Source organism: Caproiciproducens lactatisolvens, assembly GCF_052443335.1.
GTDB lineage: Bacteria > Bacillota > Clostridia > Oscillospirales > Acutalibacteraceae > Caproiciproducens.
Window position 1 is genome coordinate 2562200 of the sequence record NZ_CP195750.1, and the last position, 26112, is coordinate 2588311.

Genomic DNA, 26112 nt, shown 5'->3' on the forward strand with positions numbered 1-26112 from the left:
TCTCCTTTGACCCGGGCGGCGTGTCAGCCGCCCAGATACGCCTTCTTGATTTCGTCGCTGTTCAGGAGCGTGTCGCTGTCGCCGGAAGCGGTGACCAGACCGTTTTCCAGCACATAACAGCGGTTGGAAACGCTCAGAGCCATATAAGCGTTCTGCTCCACGATAATAATCGGGATATTCATCATTTTATTGACCTTGACCAATACGTTGAACATATCGTCCACAATGACCGGCGCCAGTCCCAGAGACGGCTCGTCGCACATCAGCAGCAGCGGGTCGCTCATCAGTCCGCGCGCGATCGCCAGCATCTGCTGTTCGCCGCCGCTGAGACTTCCGGCCTTCTGACCGGCGCGTTCCTTCAGCCTGGGAAAGAGCTCATACATGGAATCAAGATGCTCGTTCAGCTGCTTTTTGGAAAACGTTTTTGAATACGCGCCCATTTCCAGATTGTTCAGCACGGTCATGTTCGGGAACACCTCGCGTCCCTCCGGGATGTATACGATCCCCTTACGCATAATCATGTGGGTCTTCTTATCCGTGATATTTTCGCCACGGTACTCGATAGTGCCGTTTCTGGCCTTTACCACTCCCATAATGCAGTTCATCAGGGTCGTTTTTCCCGCGCCGTTGGAACCGATAATCGAAATGATTTCCCCGTCACCGATTTCCATGGAGATATTATGTAACGCCTGCACCTTGCCGTAAAAAGCGTCTATTCCGTTAATTTTAAGCAATCTTCACACCTCCCGCCGTATTAGTTCCGGCCCTGTGCCTGATATTTGCGCCCCAGGTACGCCTTGATGACCTCGTCGTTGTTCTGGATTTCCTTCGGCGTCCCCTCGGCGATTTTTGAGCCGAAATTCAGCACCGTAATTTTGCTGCTGATCTTCATGATAACGTCCATATTGTGCTCGATCAGGAAAAAGTCGGTTCCGTCCTCGTATACCTTCATAATAACCTTGACCAGTTCCGAACGCTCCGAAGGGTTCAGCCCCGCCGCCGGTTCGTCCAGAAGGATCAGCTTCGGGCCGGTCATCAGGGCGCGGGCCAGCTCTGAAATTTTCTGTCTGCCGTAGGGCAGGTTTTCCATCAGCTCGTCCTTCCATTTATACATGCCGATATAGTCAAGAATCTGCTCCGCTTTGTCCTTCAGCAGCTTTTCTTCCTTCTGCGCACCGCGCATGTTGAACAGACCCTTCAAAATTCCCATGGGTGCTATCTCGTGCCCGCCGACCATGACATTTTCCAGCAGCGTCATGCTGGGGAACACCTTGATGTTCTGAAACGTTCTGCCGATGCCGGAACGGGCCACCTGAAAGGTGGGAAGCCCGGAAATGGTTTTTCCGTCCAGCTGTACCTCGCCGGAGGTGAGTGGAGTCACGCCCGTAATCAGGTTGATAGTGGTGGTTTTTCCGGCTCCGTTCGGACCGATCAGAGCGTGGATCGTACGGTGTTCCATGGTGAGCGACAGATCGTTTACCGCCACAAGTCCCTGAAAACGTTTTGTAATGTTGCTGACCTGCAATAAACTACTCATTTTCCGCACCGCCTTGCTGTGTTTTTCGTCCCGCACATTTCTTTCTCAGCCAGCGGCACAGCCTTCTGATCCCGTCGCCCCAGCCGTTCGGCAGAAAAATCGCGCCGAGGACGATAATGGTGGCGAAAACCAGCTGATAGTAAGTCCCCAAAAACCTTAAAACCTCCGGCAGGGCGGTCACGATCACCGCACCCACCACGTTGCCGACCACGGAGCCGATACCGCCCACCATCAGCATGATGACGAAGTTGGCGGAAAGGTCCGTATTGAAGGTGGATGGATTCATATAACCCATGTAATGCGCGTACATGCTGCCGCCTATCGAACCGAACACAGCGGCAAGGGTAAACGCCTTGATTTTTACGCTCGCGATATTCACCCCGCACATTTCCACCGCTTCCACATTGTCGCGCAGGGATTTAAACACCCTGCCCCACTTGGAGTATGTAATCCGGCACGCGATGAAAAAGGCGATCAGGGCAATCATCAGAAAAAGGTAATACACGCTCTGCTGTGTGTTGAATTTGAACCCGAAAATGGAAAAGGGGGGAATCTGGCGCAGCCCCTGCGTGCCGCCGGTAACATCGTTCAGGTTTGCGCAGAGCAGCCTGACCACTTCCGCAAAGCCGATGGTGGTGAGGGACAGATAAACGCCCTTGATACGAAGGCTTGGAAAGCCGAGGCCAACGCCGATCAGAAGGCCCATGCAAACCGCGGCCAGCATCCCGAGCCACGGGGAAATCCCCAGATTTTTGGAAAGCAGCGCGGAGGTATAGGCCCCCAGAGCGAAGATGCCGGCTGTCCCCAGATTCATCTGGCCGGTCAGGCCGGTGATAAAATTCAGTCCCAGCACAATGACGATGTTGATCAGCAGACGGTTGATCACCAGCATATAATAATCGTTTTTGACAAATACGGGCACCAACAGCGTGAAGATGCCCAATAAAACGATGCCGGCCAGTTTTGCGATATTTGATTTTGTCATACCGCCACCCCTTTCATGCTCTCTTGCCCAGTATTCCGCCGGGACGAATCAGTAAGAACAAAATGAGAAGAACAAAGGATACGACATCCTTATACACCGCGGGCAAAACCGCAACGGAAAGATTTTCAACAATTCCGATAATCAGGCCGCCCAGAATAGCGCCTGGCATATATCCGAACCCGCCGATCACGCCGGCTGAAAAGCCCTTCAGCCCGATCATGGAAGCCATATTCACATCAATATTGAACAGCGGGATAATCAGCATACCAATGATGCAGCAGATAATGGAACTGATTCCTGTTGTGATGCAGATGTTCTGGGACACGTTGATTCCCATCAGCGCCGCCGCTTTTTTGTTCTGTGCGACGCAGCGCATGGCCTTGCCGGTTTTGGTAAAAGTGAGAAAGGTCTGCAGACAGGCGACGACAATAATGGAGACAATGCAGATGTAAAGATTTGCCTTTGTAATGCTGATGTCATGGATAATCACATTTCCCGTCAGCCAGTTAGGGACGGTAAAGGGAATCGGCCCCCAAATCAGACGGGTGGCTTCGTAAAGAATTCTGCCAAGCATAATTGTGCCCATGACGGCGAAAATGGTGGAACGCATGTTTCTCAGCGGGTTGAAGATGGTGGATGCGACCAGCGCCCCGACGATACCGGAGACGATCATCGCGATGATCACCGACAGCCAGGAATTAAGGCCCAGCCCCAACACCAGAGTTCCTCCGAAAATATATGCGCCCAAGGTAATCAGCTTATCATGGCTGAAATTAAGCAAGCCTGTAGAGTTCCAGACGAGTGTATATTCTATGCCGACCAAAGCATAGATAAAGCCCAGCGCGATCCCGCTGACCAAAAGTTGAATCAATATTGCCAACATGGCTTGCACTCCTTTTCTACATGCGGATCATCGTTATATGCCTCCCCGCCATAAACGATGTGAGGGAGGCATATAAACTCCTTCCCGGGTAACGTTACTGCAGTTTTACCGTTTCCTGATAGACGGGCTCGGCGTTGACCATCTTCGCAACGTGGACCTCATGGACCATGTCGTTGGTCGCATCCGTTGTCATAGTGCCGACCGGGACCTGCAGGTCCTTGGTAGCGGCAAGCGCGTCCCTGACCTTGGTTCTGTCCGTTGAGCCGGCGGTCTTGATGGCTTCCAGCAGAGAAACGGCCGCCCCGTAATAAGAAGCGGAATAGAGCTCCGCGGGGACATTGTACTTTGCTTCAAAATTCTTGACAAAAGTCTTGGTCACATCGACCGTGCTGGTGGAAACGAAATCCGTCACACCGTACCAACCCTCAATCTGCTCGGGCTTGCACATTTCAATCACCTGCGGCATGGTGATTCCGGGTGAGCAGACAACATTGACATTGAGCCCCAGGTCCTTGATCTGGCGGGCATGAATGGCAAGCTCAGGGTCATGGGTCCATATCAGAACGGTATCCACCTTTGCGTTTTTCATCTTCATGATCTGGCCGGTAAAGTCTTTATCATTGGTGTTATGACCTTCCTCAACATACTCTACGCCCGCTTTTTGGCAATAGGCCTTTGCCACCTCGTTGCCTCCGGTGCCGAACTCATCGTTATTATAAAACATGCCGACTTTTTTCGAGCCAAGCTTTTCAACCGCATACTGGGCGGCTACCTCCGCGAAAACCGCGTCGGACGCACGGCAGCGGAACAAAAACTTATTATTGAGCTGGGAAATTTTCGGCGTTGTCCCTCCGGTTAAGGTCGGCACCCCAGCGGAAGCCACAACCTGTTCCACAGCCATGGCGTTCGTGCTTCTGTGCGGGCCGACGATCCCTACGACCCCTTCGCTGATCAGCTTATTGGCGCAGGTGACCGCCATGTCCTGCAAAGTCTGGTCGTCCTCCGTCAGAAGTTCCACCTTTTTCCCGAGCAAGCCACCCTTTTCGTTGTACTCATCAACCGCGAGCTGAACCGCCTGCTGCATTCTGAGTCCGTTGAGGGGGTTCGCGCCCGTCAGCATGGCGATCAGGCCGATCTTGATCGTGTCGCCGGAGGACGCGGAACCTGAACCGGCGGAGGTCTGCGCGCTGGCCGCGCCGGAGGAATCCGTGGGGGCAGAAGAACCGTTGCAGCCCGCAAGGCTCAGGGCCATACAAAATGCCAGAACAAATGCTACTAATCTGGTTTTTTTCATAGGTAATCTCCTTTCATTTATCCGCATTTTGTTATGAATCAACCTTCATAACAAAACAGGTTACATAATGACCTTCATACATTCCTTGATTTTTTCATAGAGGGCCTTATCTTCCGGGATCGTCTTCCGGTGCGTATAATCGATCAGCTCCCGCACGGTTTCCGGCGTGCAGTCGATCCCCAGCTGCTCAATCCGGGTGGGAATCCCCATGGCGGCGAGCAGGGTTTTCGCTTCGTCGGTCTCCTTCTGAGGCGAACCGTTGACAGCCATTTGCAGGGGGATGGCCAGGCCGACGATCTCTCCATGGAGGAAATTTTTTCTCGCTTCCCTGTGCAGGCAGCAGACGGCGTCGTAGAAGTTGTGGGCAATGGCCAGCTGCTTTCCTCCTGTGGATAAATCGGAGACCATGCCGGTCAGCATGATATTCATACAGATCACATCGTCGAGCAGTGCGCTGTCCACTCTGTTTTTCGCGTCTTCAATCGCCTGCAGCGCTTTTTTGATATAGTTCTTATAGGTATAGTCCGCGATCCCCGTGGCGACTTCCGAAGTTGCCGTCATTCCCTCCGCGCCAAGATTGAGCATGGTAAAGTAAAATTCCGGTTTTTTGGCCATTGCGTCCGCAATGCCGGAAGCAAGGTAGCGTGTGGGACAGTCGTCGGCGACAAAATCCAGGTCCACCAGCACCGCGCTGATTTCATGTGTTAAAAACTGGCTGCATGCAACGGAACCGTCCTCGCCGTAGGTTACATAAAGGACCGCGTAGGCCGCACAGGTCGCGGCGGAAGTGGGCGCCGTGATGATTTTTCTGTCCGTAAGATTTCCCGCCCCCTTGGCGATATCAATCACCTTGCCGCCGCCCAGACCGATAACCACTTCCGAGCCGGTGTCCCGCAGCCTTTTCGCGATCCACTCAAAGGATTTTTGTGTGGAAGGCCCGTCGAACTCGTCGACCGTAAAGCGGATTCCGCTTTTTTCCATGCTTTCCTTTACAATATGGCCGGTTTTGCTCCAAACCGTTGAATCAGTTACTATGTAGGCTGTTTTACCGCAGAAGGATACTTCCTGCCCGATCTGCTTCAGCGCGCCGTGGCATTGGGTATATCTTCCAGCGCCCACCTGAATGTTGTTACCGTCTAACATTCTGTGACCTCCTGTTTCTGGATCAATCAGTGTAAATCCATGTAATATCTCAAAAGCTGAATTCCGGGGCCGCCGCAGAGAAAACGGCCCAAAATCAGCCAGATCGAGCAATAACTTTATTTTTAATTTTAAATAAAAAATTTTTTATTTATTTTTTTAAACCCCTCCCGATTGGGGAGGGATGTTTTATTTTTCTATTTACATTTCATTGACGCTTGGAAAGCCGGACTTTTTACGAATTTCCAGCAGTTGGCCGCGAATACTTAAAATATGTTCTTCGACCAAAGCAATAGCCTTTTCTTCATCAAACTGTTTCAGATGGGCGAGCAAGGCCATATGGTCGGCGGACGCAACTCCCTGCATTCGGCTTGCGGAATTCATGGTAAGGTAGCTGGCGACCAGGAACCTGCCCTGAATGGAGTCGTAGACGTCCGTAATGCAGTCGTTGCCCGCCAAAGCCACCATTTTCTTGTGAAAGTTGAGGTCTTCCTTACAGGATTTCACGTATTCCCCCTGCTTAACATACTCGCCGCACAGAAGTGCGGGCTGAGTCAGGGATTCCACAGCGTTACCGTCTTTTCTATCGCATATTTCCGTGACGGCAAATCGTTCAATCAGGATTCTCGCCTTACAGATATCGGTGATCTCCTTATCGTCGTACTGGGGAACGATGATGCGCCCGTTGCTTTTCACTTCAAGAATCCGCTCGTTCGCAAGCAATTTAACCGCCTGTATGACGGGGGTACGGCTTACGCCGTATTTGTCCGTCAGTTCGTCGACAAAAATTTTCTGCCCCTGCAGATACTCCCCGCTGATCAGACTGTCTTTTATTTTCTCATAGACAATCATGTCCAGATTTTTTTTTATTGACACGGTGCATCGTCCTTCGTATTTCGATCTTTTCTTTATCATATATCAAACCTGTACAAAAAACAATAGGAAATTAAAAATTTAATATAAAAAATTTTTTTAGACTCTTACTATTGCGGAAACATCTTCATAGATTATCATTTTAAATTTCATAAGCAAAATTACTGGTCATGCCGAGAAGTTTGCCGATCAAATAAAATATGTTTAAAGATAAGATTGACAAATACGAAAAACCGGAATAAGATAGTGTAGTAAGTAGTAAGTAGTAAGTAGTAAGTAAAATTCAGCTATTTCATAAATAGGGGGACTTTTTGTGAAGGATTTGAAGTTAACGCAGAGCTTTTCGATGATCGCGCTGAATGCACAGAACAGCCTTTACCTGACTACTGTAAAAAAGGTGGCCCTCCGATGCATGGCCGCTTCCATAATTCTGGAAGTGCTTCTGGACAATCACACGGACAAGGGCTGGAATACGGTGGATTTACAGAATATCGCTTTCCCCGATTCGGAAGGATACCGTCAAGCTGTCCTGGAACCGATTCAGCATAAAAAGGTCAATGCCTCACGGGCTTTCAGCCTGAAACAGTGCCTGAAAGCGGCTTCCGCGCTGTCCGGCAAGAGGTTAAAAAAGCTGGAAAAGAACGTTGCCGATTCCCTGAGAAGTCAGGACCTGATCGAAGAGATTCCGAATCTGCTGGGTTGCGACCTGTATTTCGATTCTTCCGGAGTCCCGTATATGGAATATCGCAGCAGCATTTCGGAATACGCGGCAATTACAGAAAACGTAAAGGCGGAAATTCTGGAAAACGGCCCTGTAACGGATGAAACCGTCTGTATGCTCTGGCTTTTGCGTGAAAGCGGCTGTTTCAGCGACTTCTTTTCCCTCAATGACCTGGAAACGGTCGCCGTCAGAATGAACGGGCTTTATCACCAAAATCCTCTTGCGAAAGCCTTATACCCTATCCGCATCCGCCGCGGCGCAGAGCTGGCGGTCAAGCAGTTCCTGCATTGGAAAAAAAGAGTTTTTAAAAGACCTTTCGCTGCGGGTATCAATTTTGTTTATCCTGTTCTTGAGCGCTCTCAATCGGTTTTTATTGATACGGAGGCTTGGTTTTCCAATTCGGACAAAAGGCTGGAGGACGTTAAAAACCGGCTAAAATTATACGGTCATACATTCACGGTACTACAGACCGGGGCGGTTCCGATCATTAAAATAGACAATCTGGTTTATAAGGCAGTTCCGCAGGCGATTTACGGGAGGGTTCCGATTCACGGAGTCCGCCTAATGCCCCGCCTCCCTTTTTGAAGGAGTAAAAAATCATGTCGAGACAACGTACTATGGATGCTATCCTGGCCTCCGAATATGTCTCCATCGGCGAACTGGTGCGTATTATCGGGTGCCGCTACAGTACGCTCAAGTTTTACACGGAAGAAAACATGCTGCCGTTTGAACAGGCTGAGCAAAACCTGACCAGAAGGTATCGAAGAGAAGAGACCGTGAAAAGAATCCAATGGATTAAAAAATTAAAAGAGGATGGACTCAGTATTCCGCAAATCAAGAATGTTTTGCAGACAGCCCCGAAAAAAGAAAGCGACCCCGGTTGACCGCCGTACAGAAATTTTCGGAACATGCAGAAAACCGCCGTCGGGAGCAAATCCCGGCGGCGGTTTTCTATACGGTTCAGGAATCGTTCAGAGCGTGGTAAGCAGAAATTCCAGACTGCCCTTCAGCGCATAACCGCCCATCCCCGCGGGGATAAAGAGGCTGTCTCCCTTTTGAAGCGGAACCGGCGTTTCTTCCTCGCGGCAAAGCGTTCCTTCGCCGGAAACACACAGCAGCGACTGAAAGCTAAAGGTGTCGGCCGTCATTGCCGTTTCACCGGAAAGCGCAATCCGGGATACGGTAAAATACGGACAGGACGCGAGCAGCGTTCTGACACAGTCCCCGTCCCTCACCGGTTCGCCCTGCGGCTTCGCCGAGCGGACGGGCCGTTTCAGCTGCGTGACATCCAGCGCTTTGTCCACGTGCAGCGCGCGCGGTTTTCCGTCCGCGCCGACTCTTCCATAATCGTAAATGCGGTAGGTCGTGTTGGAACTCTGCTGGATTTCGGCAAGGACGATCCCCGCGCCGATCGCGTGAAGCGTTCCCGCGTCGATAAAGAACACGTCGCCCGGGTGGACCTCCACTTTGTTTAACACTTCCGTCAAGGTCTGATTATGAATTCGCCCGGCGAATTCCTCTTTGCTGATTTCCTTCCGGAAGCCGTAGTAAAGATAGGCGCCCGGCTCGTTTTCCAGAATATACCACATTTCCGTCTTGCCGTATTCGCCCTCGTGCTCCAGAGCGTATTCGTTGTCGGGATGGACCTGTATGGACAGACGGTCCTGCGCGTCGATCAGCTTAACCAGCACCGGGAACTGCTCAAAACGGCCGCAGTTTGTCCCCAGAATCCCCCGTCCCTCCTGCGCGATCAGGTCCTTCAGCGTCATTCCGTCGAAGATTCCCCCGGAAATCACGGACAGTCCGTCCGGATGGCAGGAGAGCATCCAGCTTTCCGCCAGCTTCTGCGCGACGCTTTGCTGGCGGTACTCCGTCCTGAGCTTTGTTCCTCCCCAAAGATAATCCTTGCAGGGAGCAATGAGTTTCAGCGGTCCCAAGTCAATGACCCCTTTCCGTTGTTGTCCCGGCCTTTTACGCATTACAGAGAAACCTTTCCGACGAATTTTCCCATCCGCGCAAACGCTTCCTTTACGTTTCGGAACTGCGTCCCCAGATTGATGCGGATATACCCTTCGCCGTTGCCGACAAAATTGTTCCCGCTTTCCACCAGCACGCCCGTTTCCTTTGCAAGGCGGCGGGTAAAGGTGTCGCTGTCCATCCCCGTTTTCCGAATATTCACCCACAGCAGATAGGAGGATTCCATCTCCATGTAGGACAGCCGGGGAATCCGGGTCCCGATGGACTCGCGGGCGTAACGATAATTTTCCCCAAGATAGCCCGTCAGCGCGCGGGTGTATTCCTCGCCCTCGTTGTAACAGGCAACGAGCGCGAGGATGCCGAACACCGTCGGCGAAGTGATGGAATTTTTCGTCAGGCGGTCGCGGAAGATCTTGCGCAGCTCGTCATTCTCAATGATGGCGTAAGAGGTTTTCAGGCCACCTAAATTATACTGCTTATTCGGTGAAGATAAAAGGATAACATTTTGAAAAAGTTCCCCGGTCTCAACGGTGGAGGTATAAATCCCGTCAAAAATCAGCCCGCTGTGTACCTCGTCGGCGACGACGACGGTCCCGTATTTCCGGCACAGGGAAATCAGCGTGACCAGCTCTTCCCGGCTCCAGATCCTGCCGGAGGGGTTGTGAGGATTGCAGAGCAGATACAGCTTCGGGCGGTACTGTTTGAGCTGCTCCTCCATTTTCTCAAAATCCATCCGGTAACGGTTGTTTTCCACGATCAATTCATTTTCGATCACCTGCGCACCAAACGCGGCCGCCGCCCGCGCAAAGGGGTCGTAGACCGGCGTGCTGAGCATGACGGAATCACCCTTCCGGCAGAAGGCCTGCACCGTATAATGCAGAGTGGAAACCGTGCCGTAGCACAGGGTCAGCCATTCCTTTTTCGGGGAAGCGTGATGATGCCGTTCAAAGTAACGGATCACCGCGTCGTAGAATTCCTCATAAACGTAGGTATAGCCGAAAACGCCGATATCCACGGCCTGACGCAGCCTGTTCAGCAGCGGCTCCGGCGCGCGGAAATCCATGTCGGCAATCCACATGGGAATATAATCATCGCCGACCGGGCCGAAGTGCTCTTCAATTTTCGCTCTGTCCCATTTGCGGCATTTTTCCGCGTAGCGGTCGGGGAAAAGGTCAAAATCCGTCATGGCTGCCTCCTGTGCGCAAAATCCACGGTAGAAAGGTAAGCGATCCGGTCCAGGCTTTTGATCAGCTCCGTCAGCAGAAGCACCGCGTTGTCCACATCGGCACGGCTGCCGATGGACCACGGGCTGTGGCCGTAGCGAAGCGGGATGCCGAGCACGGCGCACACCGCGCCGTCCCGGGTCAGGTGCGCCTGGCCGCCGTCCGTACCGCCGTTGCTGAACATATCCTGCTGCAGCGCAACGCCGTTTTGGTCCGCGACCTTCTGAATATGGTTCAAAAGGCGGGAGGAAGGCACCATGGTCTTATCGTAGTGCAGCAGCATGGGGCCGTGCCCGATCTGCCGGTTGTTGGTGTGGTCCCTGACCAGCTCGTTTCCCCAGCAGGCGATGTCCAGCACGATCACGATATCGGGCCGAATCCTGTACGCGGAGGTCTTTCCGCCCCTCAGCCCCACCTCTTCGCTGGACGTAGCCGCCAGATACAGCTGGTTCGGAAGCGGGGTGCCCGCCAGGCGCTTCAGCGTTTCCGCCATCACGTAGCAGCCGAGCCGGTCGTCAAAGGCCTTACCCGCAAAGGTACCGTCGATTCCGTATTCCTGACATTCGCTGCTGAAGGTCACCATATCCCCCGCGCGGATTCCCAGAGAAAGGGCTTCTTCATCGGAAACGGCGCCGATGTCGACGACCAGATCCTTCACGTCGCCGTCCGCGTACACGGAATTCAAAACGCCGGGGATTTTACGCCCGGATTCCGTTGTGACCCGGACCCCCTGCATGAACTTGGAGAAAGTGCGGACGCTCCCGACCGGAATGACATGGAGCATGCCGATTTTGCTGACGCTTCTGACGAGGAAGCCGACTTCGTCCATATGGGCGCACACCATGACGCGCGGGCCCTGCGTATCCCCCTTTTTATGGAAGATGGCGGAGCCCAGCCTGTCGAAATCGACTTCGTCCGAAACACCCTCCAGCTCTTTCAGCAGGATGCTTCTGACCTCGTCCTCGTGCGAAGCGACCGCGTCCGCGTTGCTCAGTTTTTTTACCAGCTCAATATCCATTGGTTACTCCTTATCTGCAACAATCAGCTGCTTGGGCGAGCGGGTCAGCACCCGGGAGCCGTTTTCCGTTACCAGCACGTCGTCTTCAATCCGCACGCCGCCCAGTCCCGGCACATAGATGCCCGGCTCTACGGTCACGACCATCCCGGCCTCCATGCGCGCTTCCTCCGTGGGGGAAAGGCGCGGATCCTCGTGATCGTTGATGCCCAGCGAATGGCCCAGGTTGTGGCCGAAATACCCGCCGTACCCGGCTTTTTCAATCACCGACCTGGCCGCCCGGTCCGCGTCGCAGAAGCGGGTTCCGGCGCTGACGGCCTCTATCCCCTTCTGCTGGGCTTTCCGGACGGTTTCATAGATTTTCCGCAATTCGGGTACCGGCATTTTCCCGACCGCGAACGTGCGGGTGATATCGGAGCAGTACTGGCCGACCTTTGCCCCAAAGTCAAGGGTGACAAGGTCGCCGGCTTCAATCCGCCTGGCGCCGGCCTTGGCGTGCGGCATGGAACCCCTTACACCGCTGGCGGCAATGGTGTCGAAGGATTCCTTCATCGCGCCGTTTTGCTTCATAAAGTAAACCAGCTCGTTCGCGATTTCGTCCTCGCGCATACCGGCCCTGACAAAGCCGAGAATGTGCGTGTAAGCGCGGTCCGCAATGGCGCAGGCTTTCTGTATCGTCTCAATTTCCTGAGCGTCTTTGACCGCCCGGATCGGATTGATATTGACGGGAACCAGCGAAGCGCGGAGCTTCTTTTCCAGCGACCGGTACCGGTCGTAGGACAGATCGTCGCCTTCAAAACCGACGGTACGGATATTTTCTTCTTCAAGAATTCTGTTGATGAGCAGGTCATAGGTCTTTTCCCCGGTCATCAGAAAGACCTGTGCGTCCCGGTTGTTCTGCCGTACTTCCTCGTAATAGCGCGAATCCACAATCACATATTTCTGCTTCTGCGTAATCAGCACATAGCCCGAGGAGCTGTACAGCCCGGAAAGATAAAATTTGTTGTGGTAAGAGGTGCACAGCATTGCCTGAGCGTTGCGGCCCGCCAGAAGCGCGCGGCATTTTTCAAGTCTGTTCATGTTTTCTCCTATATGATTTAAGAAAGGAGTACGAAACGTACCCCTTTCTCTCAGCTCCTATGTAATCAGTCGTTGGAGTCTACTTCCAGCTTGCCTTTTTTAATCAGATTGTTCCGTGCGAAAATAACGATCAGCGCGGTGATGACCGCTCCGATGACGATGCCCGCAATATAAGCGGCGATATTGGAGATCAGCGGCCATGCCCAGACAGCGGATTCCGGGAACCACTGGACGGCGCCCATGGCGACGGCGGAGGTACCGCCGACGATCGCGCCGATCATATAGGCAGGAATCGTGATGGAGGGTTTCTCAAGGGCGAACGGGATGGAGCCTTCGCTGATGCCCATGAAGGCAAGGAACATGGCGGTTTTGCCCTGGGGATAGAACTGCTTGTCAAAGACATGTCTGCCGACAACCAGTTTGTCGATGATCGTCGCAAGGCCGAGGCCGATGGACGGAACGACAATGGCGATGCAGCGGGCCGTAATCGGCAGCAGCTTGTCGGTCGTAAAGCTCAGCGCCACAAATCCTGCGGCCTTGTTGATCGGGCCGCCAAGGTCAATGGCGGTCGCCGCGGAAAGCGCGATGGCGTATCCGTAGCTGCCAGCTGCGCCTGCCGCGCCCAGAGCCGCTTTGATCCAGGAGTTGATCAGTCCGCCAAGCGGGGTAACGACATAGTGCATACCGAGCATCACGCCGGCGGCCGCGATAATCGGAATCAGGAAGGTGCTCTTGAAAGCAAGCATGTTGTGGCTTACTTTAATGGACTTATTCAGCCATTTTACAAAATAACCGGCTGCGATCGCAATCAGGATCGCGCCCAGGAAGGTGGAAGCAACCGGGGAATTGGCTTCCCACTTGCTGTCCACAAGGCTCAGGATGGAAGTCGGCTTGGTAGCCATCAGGCCGCCGATAAAACCGGCCGGGAAAGCGAGCTTTCCGCCGATGGAGTTCGCCATGAAGGCCGCGAACATCGGAATGGCAAAGCCGAACAGGGTTCCGCCGAATTCCGCGGTCAGGTTGGCAAATTTCAGCAGGCCGATGGACGACCCCGTGTATTTTCCGGAGTTCATCGCGTCAACAATGCCCATGGAGGGATCGACACCGAGGATGACGTAAGGAATCAGCTGGGAAAGTGCCAGGATCAGTCCGCCCATGATCAGGAACGGAATCATGTTGGAAATACCGGTCATAACATGTTTGGAAAGCTCTGCCCAGACGCTCTTTTTTTCCGGTGCGGGGGCAGTGGAACCGATGTTCAATTTCGGACGGCCGGCTCCGCCGTTGACTGCGCTCTTTTTGGTAATTGCCATTTTAACTCCTCCTCAAAATAAATTATGTAATTATTGTGCTTCTGCGGAAATCATTTCCTCGATTTCCCGAATGGTGCCTTTGGCGTTTTTGATGGCGTCCTGCAGGCTGATTTCATACACGTCGTAGTTGTCGAAACGGTCGTTGTTTTCCGGCGTGATCGCCACGGCCTGAATAATCATGTAGGCTTCTGCAAGATCCTTTGGGGTAAGCGCGTTCTGGATCCCGTCCGCGCCCTGCGTTTCGATCTTTACCTCATACCCCAGCTCCTTCGCCGCTTCCTCCAGGGACTGCGCGGCCATGAAGGTATGGGCCAGACCCATTGTGCAGGCGCACAGAGCCACCAGTTTCTTTGCCATATTCTGTTCCTCCTTCTTAACTTTGAATCGCTTGATTGATAATACCGAATATTTCATCGGGATCACATGAATTGAGCAGTGATTTCTGAAACTCCGCGTTGACCAGCTTGCGCGAAAGCGCGGAAAGGAGCTTCAGGTGCACCGTGCCCCCCACTTCCTTTGGAACCAGCAGAGCGAGAACCGCCACGGTCGGTTCGCCGTCCATGGACGGCCAGTCGATGCCGTGCTTTGTCTTGACCACAAGCACCGAGGGTTTCAGGACCGCGTCGCAGCGCGTGTGCGGAATGGCAAACCCGTCGCTGAAGCCGGTGCTGTCCACGTTTTCACGCTCCATAAAGCCGTCGACGGTCGCCTGTACGCCGGAACTGATACCGAACTCCACCGCCTTTTCGGCGATGAAGGCCAGGCATTCCTCTTTCGTGGAAACGTCCGCATCCAGCAGGACGTACTCCCTCTTAAAAACGCTATCTTCCTGCATATGTGTTCTCCTTCAAAAAGAAAAATGATTCATAAATTCATCGTAAGAAGAGGAAGCAATCAGCTGGTTTACCCGTCTGATATCCTTTACGCATCCGTACAGCTGCCGGAACATGGATGCGTTGGCGCTGTCGGCACTGTTGAAGCTGATAAAGAACAGCAGCTGAACGTTCTCCTCCCCCCATTTAATCGGCTGCTGTAAAATGCCGATCCCTACCACGGAAGGCAGCTCCCCCTGAAAGATGGTGTGCGGAACGGCCACCAGATTGCCGATGTCCGTGGAGGATTTCTTCTCCCTCATCTTAACGGAATCCAGCGTACTTTTTTGAATGAGGCCCATCGCCAGCATTCTTTTTCCAATCTCTTCAATCGCCTCTTCCCGCGTCTGCGCCTGAAGCCGGAAAAATGCTTCCGGACGGAACATGGCGGCGAGGCCGGGCTTTTCTTCCCCGCTGTGATAAAGGGCGTCCCTGATCCGGATAATACAGTCGCTGCCCAGAAAATCCTCGATGACCACCAGAGGGATATCACTGTGATAGCCGTCGATATCGACGGTGGAAATAACAATATCGGGATCGTGTGCGAGCGCGCTTTCCAGATAGTGGATCGGGTACACGCCGGCAATTTCAAGCTCCGGGATTTCCCTGCTGATCCGCTCGGTAATCAGCTGGCTTGTGCCGATTCCGTAGCTGCACAGAACGACTGCCTTTTTCCGGCTGTTCATCCTTTCATGGAACGCGCCGAAATGCATGGCAAGGTATCCTAATTCGTCTTCGCCTATGGTTACGCCGTACTCCTTTTCAATCTTCTGCGCCAGAAAGATCGCGTAGTTCATCTCGATCGGATACTTCTTTTTGATCTGGCTGAGCAGGGGATTTTTCACCGGGATCTGGCTCTCCATCCGCTCCAGAAGAATTTTGATGTGTACGGACAGGGATTCGGTCACTTTTTCGTCGGCGGAATAGTCGGAGCCGGAAATCAGGGAGATTTCCCTGATCCGGTCCTTTACAAAGTTGTGGATATGGTCTTCCACATTTACCTTATCCGCTTCAAAGCTCTGGATCACGGGGCCGGAAAGCGCGGCAATATATTGAACCTCTTCGTCGTTCAGCGCAATGCCAAAGGACTTTGCGAGCGGGTCCATCATCTGATGGATCACCTGCAGGTGATACCGGCGCACGTTTTTCGGCAGCGAAAGATCGGTCAGACGGCAGCCCTGCCTTGCGCGGGAAAAGGAAACGGCGATGCGCATGGACAGATTCTGAATATCCCTGTCCGCGGCGACGACGTGAATCTTCTTCAAGTGCTCCAGCACGGTACCGTCGATCTGCTGATACTCGTCTTCGCTCAGATTCGGCAGATTGACCTGAAAGCTGCTCTGCCCGTTGTTGAATCCGATGTCCGTCAGCAGTGCGCGGATGTTGATTTCCCCGCCGTCTATCAACAGTCCGTAATAGGGCTTTGAAGACAGCTCCAGGCTGTATTTGTGGAGATAGTCCTTGATGGACGGCATCATCTTGTTTACGGTGGAAGGGCTCAAATGCACGCAGCCGGAAAGCGTTTCTATTGTGACGGGCTGTGACTGGATGATCGTCAGAAGAATGCTTCTGACACGTTCGGCGCTGTCTTCGTAGGACTCGCCGCTCAGCAGCTTTTTCACCGCCCTGAGGTCGCCTTTCAGCTCATAGCCCACGCCGCGCTTTGAAACGATTTCCAGCCCGTCTTCCTTGATTTCATCATTGATGATTTCAACATACCGTTTGGCGGTACGGGAGGAAATATCGATCAGCTTGGCAATGTCCTCCGCCGTCAGGGGAGTCTGCGTCTCGCTGAGATGTTGTATCAGTTTGATTTGAATTTTCGTCAGCATCCAATCACCTCGCTTTTATTTTGATCTCACCGGTCAATTCTATTATAACTTTTTATTCGGGAATTTCCTTATAATCTTTGACATGGGATGGTGCCACTGGAAACAAATTACTGTCTATCTTGTATAATTTATGTGTCCGATTCTTGAATTTCCGGCGGTTTCAAGGCTTTTCGCCTGTGTGCCATCCGGCAGAAGTGCGAAAAAAGCGGAACCGTACAGGCAGGAATACGGAGGATATCATTCCATAAAATAATAATCCAAGGTTGTCCGCGCACGGAACGCGGCTTCGCCGAAAACAGCGGAGGTTGCATTTTATTGCGGGTATGATATCATAGTAAGCAGTAAAAAAATCTACGCCGCGGCGTAAATCATCAAGGGGAGTATTTCTATGAAGCAGTTTACTTATACCATTACGGATGCCGAAGGAATCCACGCCCGTCCGGCCGGGCTGCTTGTAAAGACAGCGGCGGCGTTTGCTTCGGACATTCAGGTAATCAAGGACGGAAATGCGGCAAACGCCAAAAAGATTTTCGCGGTCATGGGGCTGGCCGCCAAAAAGGGTGAGACGGTAACCGTTACTGTGGAAGGCGGCGACGAGGCAAAAGCTTTTGAAACGCTGCAGGCTTTTTTCAAGGCCAATTTATAAGCCGGGAACAAACAGCACCCCAATCGTTATTCAGTATCTCTGTCTAACGATTGGGGTGCTGTTTTATTGTTTTTCAATTTTCCAAAAGCCACTGCCTGTACCGCAGAAATTCGCCGTCCGCCGGACAAAGCTGCAGCACAAAGCCGACGCGCCCGAGCAGGCTGCGCCGGTACTCCTCCGGCCCCTGCGCTATGTTTTCATGGGCAAGATGGGATTCCCATCCGTATTTCCGGATATAGTACAGCTCCCGGCGGATTTCGCGGCGGTATTCCCTGGGGGCCTGAAGCTTTTGGTTTGCCACTACCCCGGTGATCTTTCTCCGCTGTCCGCGATTTAATATCCGCGTCTTCCGGTCGTTTAGGGTGAACCCGTTTTCCGCCAGAACGCGCCGCACAAAATCGATGAGCGCCAGCGGATTGAAGGAACCGGAAAAAGTCATATCGTCGCTGTAACGGGTATAGGCGATCCCGCGCCTGCCGCAATACGCGCTGATCTGCCCGTCGATCGGCCCGAAAACCAGATTGGAAAGGAGAGGACTGGTCGGCGCGCCCTGGGGAAGCGAGCCGCCCAGGGTACAAAAACGCGCAAAATAAAAGCTGAGAACACCGTTGTAATTCCGGTTTTCCAAAAAAGAGCGGTCATCCGCATTGAGATAATGGCACCCAACGCAGGGCGAAACCTCCAGCGCCCGGTCAACGGCGCGGAATACCTGCGCGAAAGAAATGCTGTCAAAAAAAGCATGGATGTCCAGCTTGACCACCAGAGGCTGTCCCAGATGAGGCCGCGCGTTGTCCAGTACGGATTTTCCCGGCAAATAAGCGGTCGCGCAGCGCGGTCCGGCGGCGGGCAGCAGCCCTAAAATGCCTTTCTGCACCCTTCTGAGCGCGCGGTTCGGAACACAGAGCAGCCGCGTGCCGCTTTCTCCCTTCGGCAGCTCGCGAAGGGTGTAGCAGCCGCACCGGTATTTTTCACGGGAAAGGCGCAGAAGCTGGTAATAGCACCGGTAAAACTTCCGCCCGTCCCGGTTATGGTAAAGATATCTGCAAAAATCTTCAAGCGTATGAAGCATGGCCGCTGCCTCCTGCCGCAGACCCGGCTGATTTTTTAATAAGCGGAAAAGGCACAAAATTCTCCTTCGGAATGCAACCGCAGCCGTGTTTTGAAATACACGAAGTGTATGGTTACACGGTGAGGATTGCTTTCTGCGCGCGCAGCGCCGGTCCGTTTGCCCTTTCGGGGGCGGCGACTCGCCGTCCTCCTGCGAAAAAAATCCGCAGAATCTGCTGCCGTTTCCGCTTATCCTGTACTTTACCACATCGGACCGAAATAATCCAGCCCACCCCCGATTTTTTGTCCCCCGCCGCCGCGGCTCTCAATCCTTTTGCTCCCGTTTTTCCGCGTCCGGCCCGGCGGTGACGATTTTTTTACACACCTTCTCCAGTTTGGAGTAATACGTCTGCGGAATGCCGCCGTCGGTGATGACGCAGTCAAATTCGGAAAGATCGGCGTATCGGGTCAGATACGTCTGTCCGAATTTGGTATGGTCCGCCAGAAGGTATTTCCGGTTGCCCGCGCGGAGCAATGCCTTCTTTACCAAAGCATCCTCCGGTCCCGGCACCGTTGCGCCGTACTCCAGACTGCACCCGTGCGTGCCGGCAAACACCTTGTCCGCCCGGAAATTCTGAAAAAACTCGGCGGTCATTCCGCTGACGGCTCCTGCGGAAACCTCGTTGTATTCCCCGGGGGCAAGAATCAGCCGGATTTTCGGGCGGCTTCCCAAATATTGGATCACCGGCCACGAGTTGGTAATAACGGTCAGCTTTTTCTCCTGGATGCATCTGGCGATTTGCAGCGTTGTGGTCCCGCAGTCGATAATGATGGTATCCCCGTCCTCGATCAGCCGGGATGCTTCATACCCGATGGCCCGCTTCCGGTCGGTCAGCTGGCCGGATTTCACGGAAAAGCTCGGCTCGATCGCCGTGCGGGTATTTAAGTACGCTCCCCCGTAGCTGGTGATCACAAAGCCCTGCTTTTCAAAGAAAAGAAGGTCCCTGCGGATCGTCATGGCGGAAACATGGAACCGCTCCGCCAGATCATTGACCGCCACGGAGCTCTCCTTTTGCAGAAGCTGATAGATTTCCATTCTGCGCCGCGCGGCACTCATTTCCATTGCCCGAACCTCCCTTTTCCTGAAAGCCGTTTTGGCATCCGGATAATTCATTATCAAACAGAGCAATCTGTTCTGTTTTGTTTTATTAGTATCATTTTACCACCATTGGAAAAAACCGTCAATCCGGGCCGTAAAAGCGGCGGCAGTCCCGGCGGTCAGCTTGCTCTTTCCGGGGATAGACGATTTTACCAGTTTCTGCTTCGATTTTTCGGTGAAAATTTATGTATGCTGACAATTGACGAGTGCCATGCTTATTACTATAATGTTGTAGATAGAACTGTATGACATAAAACAGTATTGCAAATCCTATTGCGCATAAAAAGGAAGTGCTGTATGGAAAAGATGAAGATCGGGCTGGAGCTTCGCTCGCTGAACAACATGATCCGGCGTTATTTCGAATTTTCTTCCCATAAAAATGAAATCGAAACCATCACCGGAAACAACGGGTGGATTATCGGCTACCTTGCCGATAATGCGGACAAAAATATCTATCAGAAGGATCTGGAGGATCACTTTACCATCACCCGCTCCACAGCGTCGAAAGTACTCAGCCTGATGGAACAAAAGGGCCTGATTCAAAGACAGGCGGTTGCACAGGACGCGCGCCTGAAAAAGATTGTCCTCACAGAAAAAGCGTGGAAAATCAAAGGGCTCATGCGGGAGGACGCCGAGAGGATGGAACGGACCCTGACAAGCGGATTTACGGAGGAAGAAGTGGAAACGCTGTACTCTTACCTGCAAAGGATGCGGACAAATATATCCGATATGAATCCTGCTCTTTCCTGATATTTCAGTAAAACGTTAAGGAGATTTTATATGATGAAAAAGCTTCTCTCCAGCGTGAGAGAATATAAAAAGAATTCCCTGCTTGCCCCGGCATATGTGACCTTCGAGTCGATCCTTGAAATCGTCATTCCTACGCTGATGGCGTATCTGATCGACTACGGAATCAATCAGAAAAGCATGCCCAATGTTCTGTGGATCGGGCTTGCGCTGATTGTCTGCGCGATGATCTCGCTGCTGACCGGCGTTCTTGCGGGCCGCAGCGCGGCGATCGCTTCTTCGGGCTTTGCAAAAAATTTACGCCGCGATATGTTCTATAACGTGCAGAAATTTTCTTTTTCCAATATTGATAAATTTTCAACCGCCAGTATCATCACACGGCTGACCACTGACGTCACCAATGTGCAGAACGCTTACCAGATGCTGGTCCGCCTCGGGGTGCGGGCGCCCGTGATGATCGTGTTCGCATTGATTTTTTCCTTCCGGATCGACGCTCATCTTTCCCTGATCTTTCTTGCGACGATCCCCGTGCTCGGCGTCGGCCTTTTTATGATCACAACGCACGTTCACCCGATTTTCGTTCGGGTGTTCAACACCTACGACAAGCTGAACCGCATTGTTCAGGAAAATCTGCTCGGCATCCGGGTCGTCAAATCCTATACCCGCGAAGACCATGAGGACGAAAAGTTCGCGGGTATTTCCCAGTCGATTTTTCAGGATTTCACAAAGGCGGAAAAAAGAATCGCGTTCAATATGCCGCTGATGCAGCTTTGCCTCTATGCCAGCATGCTCTTGCTTTCCTGGTTTGGCGCCAAAGAAATCATCGCCAGCAACAACAATCCCGTAATCGGGCTTTCGACAGGAGAACTGGCCAGCCTGATCACCTACGCCCTGCAGATCCTCATGAGCCTGATGATGCTTTCCATGGTGTTTGTCATGATCATTATCGCACGCGCGTCGTCGGAGCGTATTGTGGAAATCCTGAATGAGGAAAGTGATCTCAAAAACGGGGAAAACCCTGTCTGCACAGTAGAAGACGGTTCCATCACCTTTGAAAACGTCACTTTTACTTATTCCAGAAAGGCCGACAAGCCGGTCCTTGACGGGATCAACCTGTCCATCGCGTCAGGGGAGACGGTCGGTATCCTCGGCGGAACCGGCTCCTCGAAATCGAGCCTTGTTCAGCTGATTCCGCGCCTTTATGATGTCACCGCAGGAAGGGTAACCGTCGGCGGCGTCGACGTGCAGGATTACGATCTTGAATCGCTCCGCAATCAGGTGGCGATGGTGCTGCAGAAAAATGTTCTTTTTTCCGGCACGGTCAAAGAGAACCTCCGCTGGGGCAGTGCGGACGCCACGGAGGAAGAAATGATCCATGCCTGCAGGCTCGCCCAGGCCGACGGCTTCATCCGGGAATTCCCGGATCAGTACGATACCTATATCGAGCAGGGCGGCACCAATGTGTCCGGCGGACAGAAACAGCGGCTGTGCATCGCGCGGGCATTGCTGAAAAAGCCCAAAATTCTGATTCTGGACGATTCCACCAGCGCGGTCGACACCAAAACCGACGAATTGATCCGCCAGGCGTTTCGGAAGGACATCCCGAACACGACGAAAATTATCATCGCGCAGCGTGTTTCCTCCGTTCAGGACGCCGACAAAATCATTGTGCTCGACGACGGCAAAATCAACGCGGTCGGGACGCACGAGGAACTGCTCGGAACCTGTGCCATTTACAGGGAAGTCTACGAGTCTCAGAACAGAGGAGGCGCTCTCCATGAGTAAAATGCCGAAAGACAATCCGCAGGCATACGGCAAAACGGCGGCGGGCGGCAGGCCCCCGATGCAGCGTTTTAAGCCGGGTACGATCAAAAGGCTGCTTGCCTATATGGCCGGCTACCGGATTCAGCTGATCCTCGTTTTTATCTGTATCCTGATCAGCGCGGCCGCGGGCGCGGCGTCCTCTTTGTTTCTTCAGACGCTGATCGACAAGTACATTATCCCTCTGCTGGGCCAGGCCTCCCCTTCCTTCACGGGCCTTTTCAAAGCGATTCTCTTAATGGGGTCGATCTACATCATCGGCGTGCTGTCCACCTTGTTCTACAACCAGATGATGGTCATCATTGAGCAGGGCACGCTGAAAAGAATCCGCGATGAAATGTTCACGCATATGCAGAGCCTGCCGATCCGATATTTTGACACGCATACGCACGGCGATATCATGAGCCGCTATACCAACGATACCGACACGCTGCGTCAGGCGATCTCCCAGAGCTTGCCGCAGATGTTTGCGTCCCTTGTTTCCGTGGCGGCTGCGTTTTTCTCCATGCTTTATCTCAGCGTCGGCCTTACCGCTTTCGTCGCCGTGTTCGCCGTGATTTTGCTGAAGGTAATCAAAGCCCTGGTGGGAAGAAGCGGAGCCTTCTTTATGAAGCAGCAGCAGTCTTTGGGAGACGTCAACGGCTATATTGAAGAAATGATCAACGGTCAGAAAGTCGTAAAGGTTTTCTGTCACGAAGAAAAAACCGAGGAGGGCTTCGATAAAAAGAACGAAGACCTCTGCTACTGCGCGACCGAGGCGAACAAGTACGGAAATATCACCATGCCGGTGGTCGGCAATCTGGGCTATATGCTCTATGTGCTCCTTGCCATCATCGGCGGCGCGGCGGGCATCGCGGGAATTCCCAACCTGAGCTTCGCCGGGGTCCAGACCCTGACGATCGGTACGATCGTATCCTTCCTTACCCTTTCCCGCAGCTTCATCAACCCGATCGGCCAGATTTCCATGCAGTTCAACATGGTAATCATGGCGCTCGCCGGCGCGTCAAGAATCTTTGACCTGATGGATGAGGAAAGCGAGCAGGACGATGGATACGTCACCCTGGTCAATGCAAAAATAGAAAACGGCGAAATAAAAGAATGCAGGGAACGGACGGACACATGGGCGTGGAAATATCCGCACAGCGACGGAGCGGTGACCTATACGCCGCTGCAGGGAGACATCCGCTTTTACGACGTGGACTTCGGCTACGAAGAAAACAACGTCGTCCTGCACAACATCACGCTTTACGCAGAGCCGGGCCAAAAGGTCGCCTTTGTAGGAGCGACCGGCGCCGGAAAAACGACGATCACCAACCTGATCAACCGGTTCTATGACATTGCCGACGGGAAGATCCGGTATGACGGAATCAATATCAACAAAATAAGGAAAGCCGATCTCCGACGGTCGCTCGGCATCGTTTTGCAGGACGTGAACCTCTTTACGGGAACGGTGATGGACAACATCCGCTACGGCAAGCTGGACGCGACGGACGAGGAATGCATTGCGGCCGCAAAGCTCTCGAACGCCGACGGATTTATCCGCATGCTTCCGCAGGGGTATCATACCGTGCTGGAGGGCGACGGCAGCGGCCTTTCGCAGGGGCAGCGGCAGCTGATTTCCATTGCCCGCGCGGCGGTGGCCGACCCGCCCGTCATGATCCTTGACGAGGCCACCTCCTCCATCGACACCAGAACCGAAGCCATTGTTCAGAAGGGTATGGATGCGCTGATGAAAGGCAGAACGGTATTTGTCATCGCACACCGCCTTTCCACCGTGCAGAATTCCGACGTCATTATGGTTCTGGAACACGGCCGCATCATCGAGCGCGGCAGCCACGAACAGCTGATCAGCGAAAAGGGGAAATATTATCAGCTCTACACCGGCGCGTTTGAACTCGAATAAATCCAGCCGTTCCGCCCGACCTGCAGAGCGTATCGGTCAAGCCAAAAAACAGCGCTGAAACGGGTCCGCAGAGCGAAAGACCGTTTTTTCTCCAAAAAAGTGGATTGCTTTAAAAAACAGCCGAAAGGGCTTGCCGTCTTCAGTTCACAGACGGCAAGCCCTTATTTTTTCATCAGCCGCATATTCTCGTGACGGAGGTGAAAGTCCCGGCCGGAACTCCGTGACAAAAATCCGTTTCAGTCCGACGACGTATTTTCCGTCGCCCTGCGGATCATCAGCCAGGTGACCGCCGCCACAAGCACCAGATCCACCGCTGACAAAGCGATGTAATCCACCGGAATTTTATTCGCCATATTGACTGCGTTGACACAGGTCAGCATTGTGGTGAACGACCAGCCGGCGGCGATCAGAACGGCGGGCAGCCTGTCTTTCCGCACGGAAAGCATATAGAGAACGCTCAGGACCACCGTCAGGAATGAATACCGTTCATGCATGGAAGGCAAAAAATACGTGCAGACGGAAGAAGCCCACATGCCCAGCAATAAAATATTTTCCTCCCGGACGGGCTTTTGATACGAAATCCAAAGGACGGCGCCCGCCCCCAAGAAAGCAACGCAAAGACAAATTCCCACGACCGCGTATTGGGAGTAGGTTCCCATCAACAGATAATACAGTCCGGGAAAGTGGGACACCAGTTGTTTGAACTGGGTCTGCTCCAAATAAATCTTAAAAATATCTGTGACAGGTCTTCCTGCGACCAGAGCCGGAATCGACAAAACGGACACCCCCAGCGGGATGATCAAATAGTGCACGACAGAATGGGACCGATTTGTGAAATATAGAATCAAAAGCACCGGCAAAAAAAATACGGCCTGAAGCTTAAACGCAAGGGCAAAAGAAAACCACACGAAAGCCGGCACATAGGATTCCCGGATCAGTTCTTTTATGCACAGCAATAAAAAGGACACATAAATGAAATCGCACTGCCCCCAAAAGGCCGAATTAATGAAAACGACCGGGTGGAACAAGATGCACAGCCATGCGGCGGCCGCCAGAAGTTCCCCTTTTTTCTTATTTGAGGCAAGGCTGTATACGATCCGCGCCCCCGCAGCGGCGCCGACGTAATCGAACAGAATAGAGACCGCTTTGATAGAGAACAGCGGCGGAACCGGCAGGTACGTTAAGGCGGCGAGAATCGTCAGATAGGGAAAATTGTAATTTCCGACCGGCCTGCCCAGCGCCGCGAATCCTCCGCTCTTCTTCAGCTCCTGGAACCACGGGAGCAGAAAATGCTGATAGTCGCTGCTTTCCGTCGGGAACCCCCGCCAGCGCACGGCAAGGGATAAAAGCGTCAGGGCGATCCATGCGATCCCGAAGATGTGTTCTCGAACAAAACCGGACAGGCTCCGGTCAAAGGCGAGCGTTCCGCTCCACCCGCCCCATTTCAATTGCTTTCTATTTTCCATTATTTCTTTTTTCCAACTGCCTTTCCTAACTTTAGAGTAATCCGTCCCACCGTTCCTCCGCATGCTTTTCCGCATAGAGTCCTTCTTTCAAAGAAAAACTCCGTATTAATTTAACATTTTTTCAACGATATATGAACCTCAGGCAGAAGAGAGGAAAGAAATGGAATATAAATTCAGCAATTCCGTCACATGCGATTGAAAGGACATATGCCCCGCATCACCTTACGGATGACGCCAAGGTCAGTTTCATTGCCGAACTCCTCGATTTACTGGATACTCAGGGCTCCGTTCTCATTGGGGACGTTTGCTTTTACACAAGAAACGACCTGCTTTTGTGCAAAGAGTCTTATGGCGACGGTTGGGACGATGAAGAAATCTATTTCGTATTCTCGGAATTGAAAGATCCGCTTAACAAGGTTACGTTTCTCCCCTCGTCGAAGGCGGGGGGAGAAACGTGTTTTGTCTCGCAAGCTGAAATGGAATTGCTGTCGTTGCTCCTGCAGAAAGCAAAGCCCAGAAACGACAGCCGCCGCCATCTGTGCACACAGGTGGCGGCGGCTGAATTGTACGATGAGTGA

The 26112-nt window shown here is 52.8% G+C and carries 26 protein-coding genes; 7 read left to right on the forward strand and 19 right to left on the reverse strand.

The features are described 5' to 3' along the window. Window positions 1-23 precede the first annotated feature (23 nt). The 7 genes from ACRQV7_RS12545 to ACRQV7_RS12575 form a co-directional block, all read right to left on the reverse strand. Window positions 24-734 carry an ABC transporter ATP-binding protein gene (locus ACRQV7_RS12545; RefSeq protein WP_275715200.1) on the reverse strand — a complete coding sequence of 237 codons (711 nt, stop codon included), beginning with the start codon at window positions 732-734 and terminating at the stop codon, window positions 24-26. A 20-nt stretch (window positions 735-754) separates the two neighbouring features. Continuing rightward, a complete protein-coding gene (locus ACRQV7_RS12550; protein WP_444658397.1) occupies window positions 755-1537 on the reverse strand; it encodes an ABC transporter ATP-binding protein in 783 nt (260 codons plus the stop codon). After that, window positions 1530-2522, reverse strand: coding sequence for a branched-chain amino acid ABC transporter permease (locus ACRQV7_RS12555; RefSeq protein ID WP_444658398.1), 993 nt, complete (start codon window positions 2520-2522; stop codon window positions 1530-1532). The genes ACRQV7_RS12550 and ACRQV7_RS12555 overlap by 8 nt, the downstream gene beginning before the upstream one ends. 13 nt (window positions 2523-2535) lie before the next feature. After that, window positions 2536-3405 (reverse strand): branched-chain amino acid ABC transporter permease, encoded by an 870-nt coding sequence (locus tag ACRQV7_RS12560; RefSeq protein ID WP_442867990.1) that lies wholly within the window; start codon window positions 3403-3405, stop codon window positions 2536-2538. Between the two features lie 94 nt (window positions 3406-3499). Continuing rightward, window positions 3500-4699, reverse strand: coding sequence for an ABC transporter substrate-binding protein (locus ACRQV7_RS12565; protein WP_275715194.1), 1200 nt, complete (start codon window positions 4697-4699; stop codon window positions 3500-3502). Between the two features lie 60 nt (window positions 4700-4759). Then, window positions 4760-5842 carry an iron-containing alcohol dehydrogenase gene (locus ACRQV7_RS12570; RefSeq protein WP_444658399.1) on the reverse strand — a complete coding sequence of 361 codons (1083 nt, stop codon included), beginning with the start codon at window positions 5840-5842 and terminating at the stop codon, window positions 4760-4762. A 198-nt stretch (window positions 5843-6040) separates the two neighbouring features. Further along, a complete protein-coding gene (locus ACRQV7_RS12575; RefSeq protein ID WP_444658400.1) occupies window positions 6041-6715 on the reverse strand; it encodes a GntR family transcriptional regulator in 675 nt (224 codons plus the stop codon). 310 nt (window positions 6716-7025) lie between these two features. On the opposite strand from ACRQV7_RS12575, the gene ACRQV7_RS12580 reads away from it, so the two are divergent. Both ACRQV7_RS12580 and ACRQV7_RS12585 read left to right on the forward strand, forming a co-directional pair. Then, a complete protein-coding gene (locus ACRQV7_RS12580; protein ID WP_444658401.1) occupies window positions 7026-8018 on the forward strand; it encodes a hypothetical protein in 993 nt (330 codons plus the stop codon). Between the two features lie 14 nt (window positions 8019-8032). After that, complete coding sequence (locus ACRQV7_RS12585; protein ID WP_444658402.1) at window positions 8033-8317, forward strand: helix-turn-helix domain-containing protein; 285 nt, start codon at window positions 8033-8035, stop codon at window positions 8315-8317. A gap of 87 nt (window positions 8318-8404) precedes the next feature. Here the strand turns inward: ACRQV7_RS12585 and ACRQV7_RS12590 are convergent, their stop codons facing one another. The 8 genes from ACRQV7_RS12590 to ACRQV7_RS12625 all read right to left on the reverse strand — a co-directional run bounded on the left by ACRQV7_RS12590 (window position 8405) and on the right by ACRQV7_RS12625 (window position 16745). Beyond that, window positions 8405-9370: a type I phosphomannose isomerase catalytic subunit gene (locus tag ACRQV7_RS12590; RefSeq protein WP_444658403.1), complete on the reverse strand. Its 966-nt coding sequence runs from the start codon at window positions 9368-9370 to the stop codon at window positions 8405-8407. Window positions 9371-9411: 41 nt separating this feature from the next. After that, window positions 9412-10596, reverse strand: a complete 1185-nt coding sequence (locus ACRQV7_RS12595) for a MalY/PatB family protein (protein ID WP_444658404.1) — start codon at window positions 10594-10596, stop codon at window positions 9412-9414. Next, entirely contained in the window at window positions 10593-11651 is a 1059-nt protein-coding gene (gene ypdE, locus ACRQV7_RS12600; protein WP_444658405.1) for an aminopeptidase, read from the reverse strand. The genes ACRQV7_RS12595 and ypdE overlap by 4 nt, the downstream gene beginning before the upstream one ends. Before the next feature lie 3 nt (window positions 11652-11654). Then, complete coding sequence (locus ACRQV7_RS12605) at window positions 11655-12728, reverse strand: M24 family metallopeptidase (RefSeq protein ID WP_444658406.1); 1074 nt, start codon at window positions 12726-12728, stop codon at window positions 11655-11657. A 65-nt stretch (window positions 12729-12793) separates the two neighbouring features. After that, window positions 12794-14041, reverse strand: coding sequence for a PTS fructose transporter subunit IIC (locus ACRQV7_RS12610; protein ID WP_444658407.1), 1248 nt, complete (start codon window positions 14039-14041; stop codon window positions 12794-12796). 30 nt (window positions 14042-14071) lie between these two features. After that, complete coding sequence (locus ACRQV7_RS12615) at window positions 14072-14398, reverse strand: PTS fructose transporter subunit IIB (RefSeq protein ID WP_444658408.1); 327 nt, start codon at window positions 14396-14398, stop codon at window positions 14072-14074. Between the two features lie 16 nt (window positions 14399-14414). Next, complete coding sequence (locus ACRQV7_RS12620) at window positions 14415-14876, reverse strand: PTS sugar transporter subunit IIA (RefSeq protein ID WP_444658409.1); 462 nt, start codon at window positions 14874-14876, stop codon at window positions 14415-14417. 12 nt (window positions 14877-14888) lie between these two features. After that, window positions 14889-16745, reverse strand: coding sequence for a BglG family transcription antiterminator (locus ACRQV7_RS12625; RefSeq protein ID WP_444658410.1), 1857 nt, complete (start codon window positions 16743-16745; stop codon window positions 14889-14891). A gap of 388 nt (window positions 16746-17133) precedes the next feature. Between ACRQV7_RS12625 and ACRQV7_RS12630 the strand changes: the two genes are divergently transcribed. Further along, window positions 17134-17391: an HPr family phosphocarrier protein gene (locus ACRQV7_RS12630; RefSeq protein ID WP_444658411.1), complete on the forward strand. Its 258-nt coding sequence runs from the start codon at window positions 17134-17136 to the stop codon at window positions 17389-17391. Between the two features lie 73 nt (window positions 17392-17464). On the opposite strand, the gene ACRQV7_RS12635 is transcribed toward ACRQV7_RS12630, so the two are convergent. The 3 genes from ACRQV7_RS12635 to ACRQV7_RS12645 form a co-directional block, all read right to left on the reverse strand. Beyond that, complete coding sequence (locus tag ACRQV7_RS12635) at window positions 17465-18460, reverse strand: reverse transcriptase family protein (protein ID WP_444658412.1); 996 nt, start codon at window positions 18458-18460, stop codon at window positions 17465-17467. A 112-nt stretch (window positions 18461-18572) separates the two neighbouring features. Further along, window positions 18573-18767: a hypothetical protein gene (locus ACRQV7_RS12640; RefSeq protein ID WP_444658413.1), complete on the reverse strand. Its 195-nt coding sequence runs from the start codon at window positions 18765-18767 to the stop codon at window positions 18573-18575. Continuing rightward, the gene (locus ACRQV7_RS12645; protein ID WP_444658414.1) at window positions 18764-19561 is read right to left on the reverse strand and encodes a DeoR/GlpR family DNA-binding transcription regulator; all 798 of its coding nucleotides are present in this window, start codon (window positions 19559-19561) and stop codon (window positions 18764-18766) included. Before ACRQV7_RS12645 ends, ACRQV7_RS12640 begins: the two co-directional genes overlap by 4 nt. A gap of 333 nt (window positions 19562-19894) precedes the next feature. Here ACRQV7_RS12645 and ACRQV7_RS12650 point away from each other — a divergent pair, with 333 nt between their 5' ends. Genes ACRQV7_RS12650 through ACRQV7_RS12660 form a run of 3 tightly spaced genes read left to right on the forward strand, consistent with a single transcriptional unit; the run spans window position 19895 to window position 24068 of the window. Continuing rightward, window positions 19895-20347, forward strand: a complete 453-nt coding sequence (locus tag ACRQV7_RS12650; protein WP_444658415.1) for a MarR family winged helix-turn-helix transcriptional regulator — start codon at window positions 19895-19897, stop codon at window positions 20345-20347. Between the two features lie 30 nt (window positions 20348-20377). Further along, window positions 20378-22129 carry an ABC transporter ATP-binding protein gene (locus ACRQV7_RS12655; RefSeq protein WP_444658416.1) on the forward strand — a complete coding sequence of 584 codons (1752 nt, stop codon included), beginning with the start codon at window positions 20378-20380 and terminating at the stop codon, window positions 22127-22129. Beyond that, the gene (locus ACRQV7_RS12660; RefSeq protein ID WP_444658417.1) at window positions 22122-24068 is read left to right on the forward strand and encodes an ABC transporter ATP-binding protein; all 1947 of its coding nucleotides are present in this window, start codon (window positions 22122-22124) and stop codon (window positions 24066-24068) included. Before ACRQV7_RS12655 ends, ACRQV7_RS12660 begins: the two co-directional genes overlap by 8 nt. 236 nt (window positions 24069-24304) lie before the next feature. Here ACRQV7_RS12660 and ACRQV7_RS12665 read toward each other — a convergent pair whose 3' ends face one another. Continuing rightward, entirely contained in the window at window positions 24305-25534 is a 1230-nt protein-coding gene (locus ACRQV7_RS12665) for a hypothetical protein (RefSeq protein ID WP_444658418.1), read from the reverse strand. Between the two features lie 131 nt (window positions 25535-25665). On the opposite strand from ACRQV7_RS12665, the gene ACRQV7_RS12670 reads away from it, so the two are divergent. Further along, window positions 25666-26112, forward strand: coding sequence for a hypothetical protein (locus ACRQV7_RS12670; RefSeq protein ID WP_444658419.1), 447 nt, complete (start codon window positions 25666-25668; stop codon window positions 26110-26112).

What these genes read in the sequence shown, in the direction of transcription:
- ACRQV7_RS12635 (WP_444658412.1), bottom strand. Translation starts at nt 18,460, where the DNA reads ATGCTTCATACGCTTGAAGATTTTTGCAGATATCTTTACCATAACCGG.
- ACRQV7_RS12605 (WP_444658406.1), bottom strand. Translation starts at nt 12,728, where the DNA reads ATGAACAGACTTGAAAAATGCCGCGCGCTTCTGGCGGGCCGCAACGCT.
- ACRQV7_RS12670 (WP_444658419.1), top strand. Translation starts at nt 25,666, where the DNA reads ATGAACCTCAGGCAGAAGAGAGGAAAGAAATGGAATATAAATTCAGCA.
- ACRQV7_RS12565 (WP_275715194.1), bottom strand. Translation starts at nt 4,699, where the DNA reads ATGAAAAAAACCAGATTAGTAGCATTTGTTCTGGCATTTTGTATGGCC.
- ypdE (WP_444658405.1), bottom strand. Translation starts at nt 11,651, where the DNA reads ATGGATATTGAGCTGGTAAAAAAACTGAGCAACGCGGACGCGGTCGCT.
- ACRQV7_RS12630 (WP_444658411.1), top strand. Translation starts at nt 17,134, where the DNA reads ATGAAGCAGTTTACTTATACCATTACGGATGCCGAAGGAATCCACGCC.
- ACRQV7_RS12665 (WP_444658418.1), bottom strand. Translation starts at nt 25,534, where the DNA reads ATGGAAAATAGAAAGCAATTGAAATGGGGCGGGTGGAGCGGAACGCTC.
- ACRQV7_RS12550 (WP_444658397.1), bottom strand. Translation starts at nt 1,537, where the DNA reads ATGAGTAGTTTATTGCAGGTCAGCAACATTACAAAACGTTTTCAGGGA.
- ACRQV7_RS12560 (WP_442867990.1), bottom strand. Translation starts at nt 3,405, where the DNA reads ATGTTGGCAATATTGATTCAACTTTTGGTCAGCGGGATCGCGCTGGGC.
- ACRQV7_RS12610 (WP_444658407.1), bottom strand. Translation starts at nt 14,041, where the DNA reads ATGGCAATTACCAAAAAGAGCGCAGTCAACGGCGGAGCCGGCCGTCCG.
- ACRQV7_RS12615 (WP_444658408.1), bottom strand. Translation starts at nt 14,398, where the DNA reads ATGGCAAAGAAACTGGTGGCTCTGTGCGCCTGCACAATGGGTCTGGCC.
- ACRQV7_RS12625 (WP_444658410.1), bottom strand. Translation starts at nt 16,745, where the DNA reads ATGCTGACGAAAATTCAAATCAAACTGATACAACATCTCAGCGAGACG.
- ACRQV7_RS12555 (WP_444658398.1), bottom strand. Translation starts at nt 2,522, where the DNA reads ATGACAAAATCAAATATCGCAAAACTGGCCGGCATCGTTTTATTGGGC.
- ACRQV7_RS12655 (WP_444658416.1), top strand. Translation starts at nt 20,378, where the DNA reads ATGATGAAAAAGCTTCTCTCCAGCGTGAGAGAATATAAAAAGAATTCC.
- ACRQV7_RS12650 (WP_444658415.1), top strand. Translation starts at nt 19,895, where the DNA reads ATGGAAAAGATGAAGATCGGGCTGGAGCTTCGCTCGCTGAACAACATG.
- ACRQV7_RS12585 (WP_444658402.1), top strand. Translation starts at nt 8,033, where the DNA reads ATGTCGAGACAACGTACTATGGATGCTATCCTGGCCTCCGAATATGTC.
- ACRQV7_RS12660 (WP_444658417.1), top strand. Translation starts at nt 22,122, where the DNA reads ATGAGTAAAATGCCGAAAGACAATCCGCAGGCATACGGCAAAACGGCG.
- ACRQV7_RS12595 (WP_444658404.1), bottom strand. Translation starts at nt 10,596, where the DNA reads ATGACGGATTTTGACCTTTTCCCCGACCGCTACGCGGAAAAATGCCGC.
- ACRQV7_RS12645 (WP_444658414.1), bottom strand. Translation starts at nt 19,561, where the DNA reads ATGGAAATGAGTGCCGCGCGGCGCAGAATGGAAATCTATCAGCTTCTG.
- ACRQV7_RS12620 (WP_444658409.1), bottom strand. Translation starts at nt 14,876, where the DNA reads ATGCAGGAAGATAGCGTTTTTAAGAGGGAGTACGTCCTGCTGGATGCG.
- ACRQV7_RS12570 (WP_444658399.1), bottom strand. Translation starts at nt 5,842, where the DNA reads ATGTTAGACGGTAACAACATTCAGGTGGGCGCTGGAAGATATACCCAA.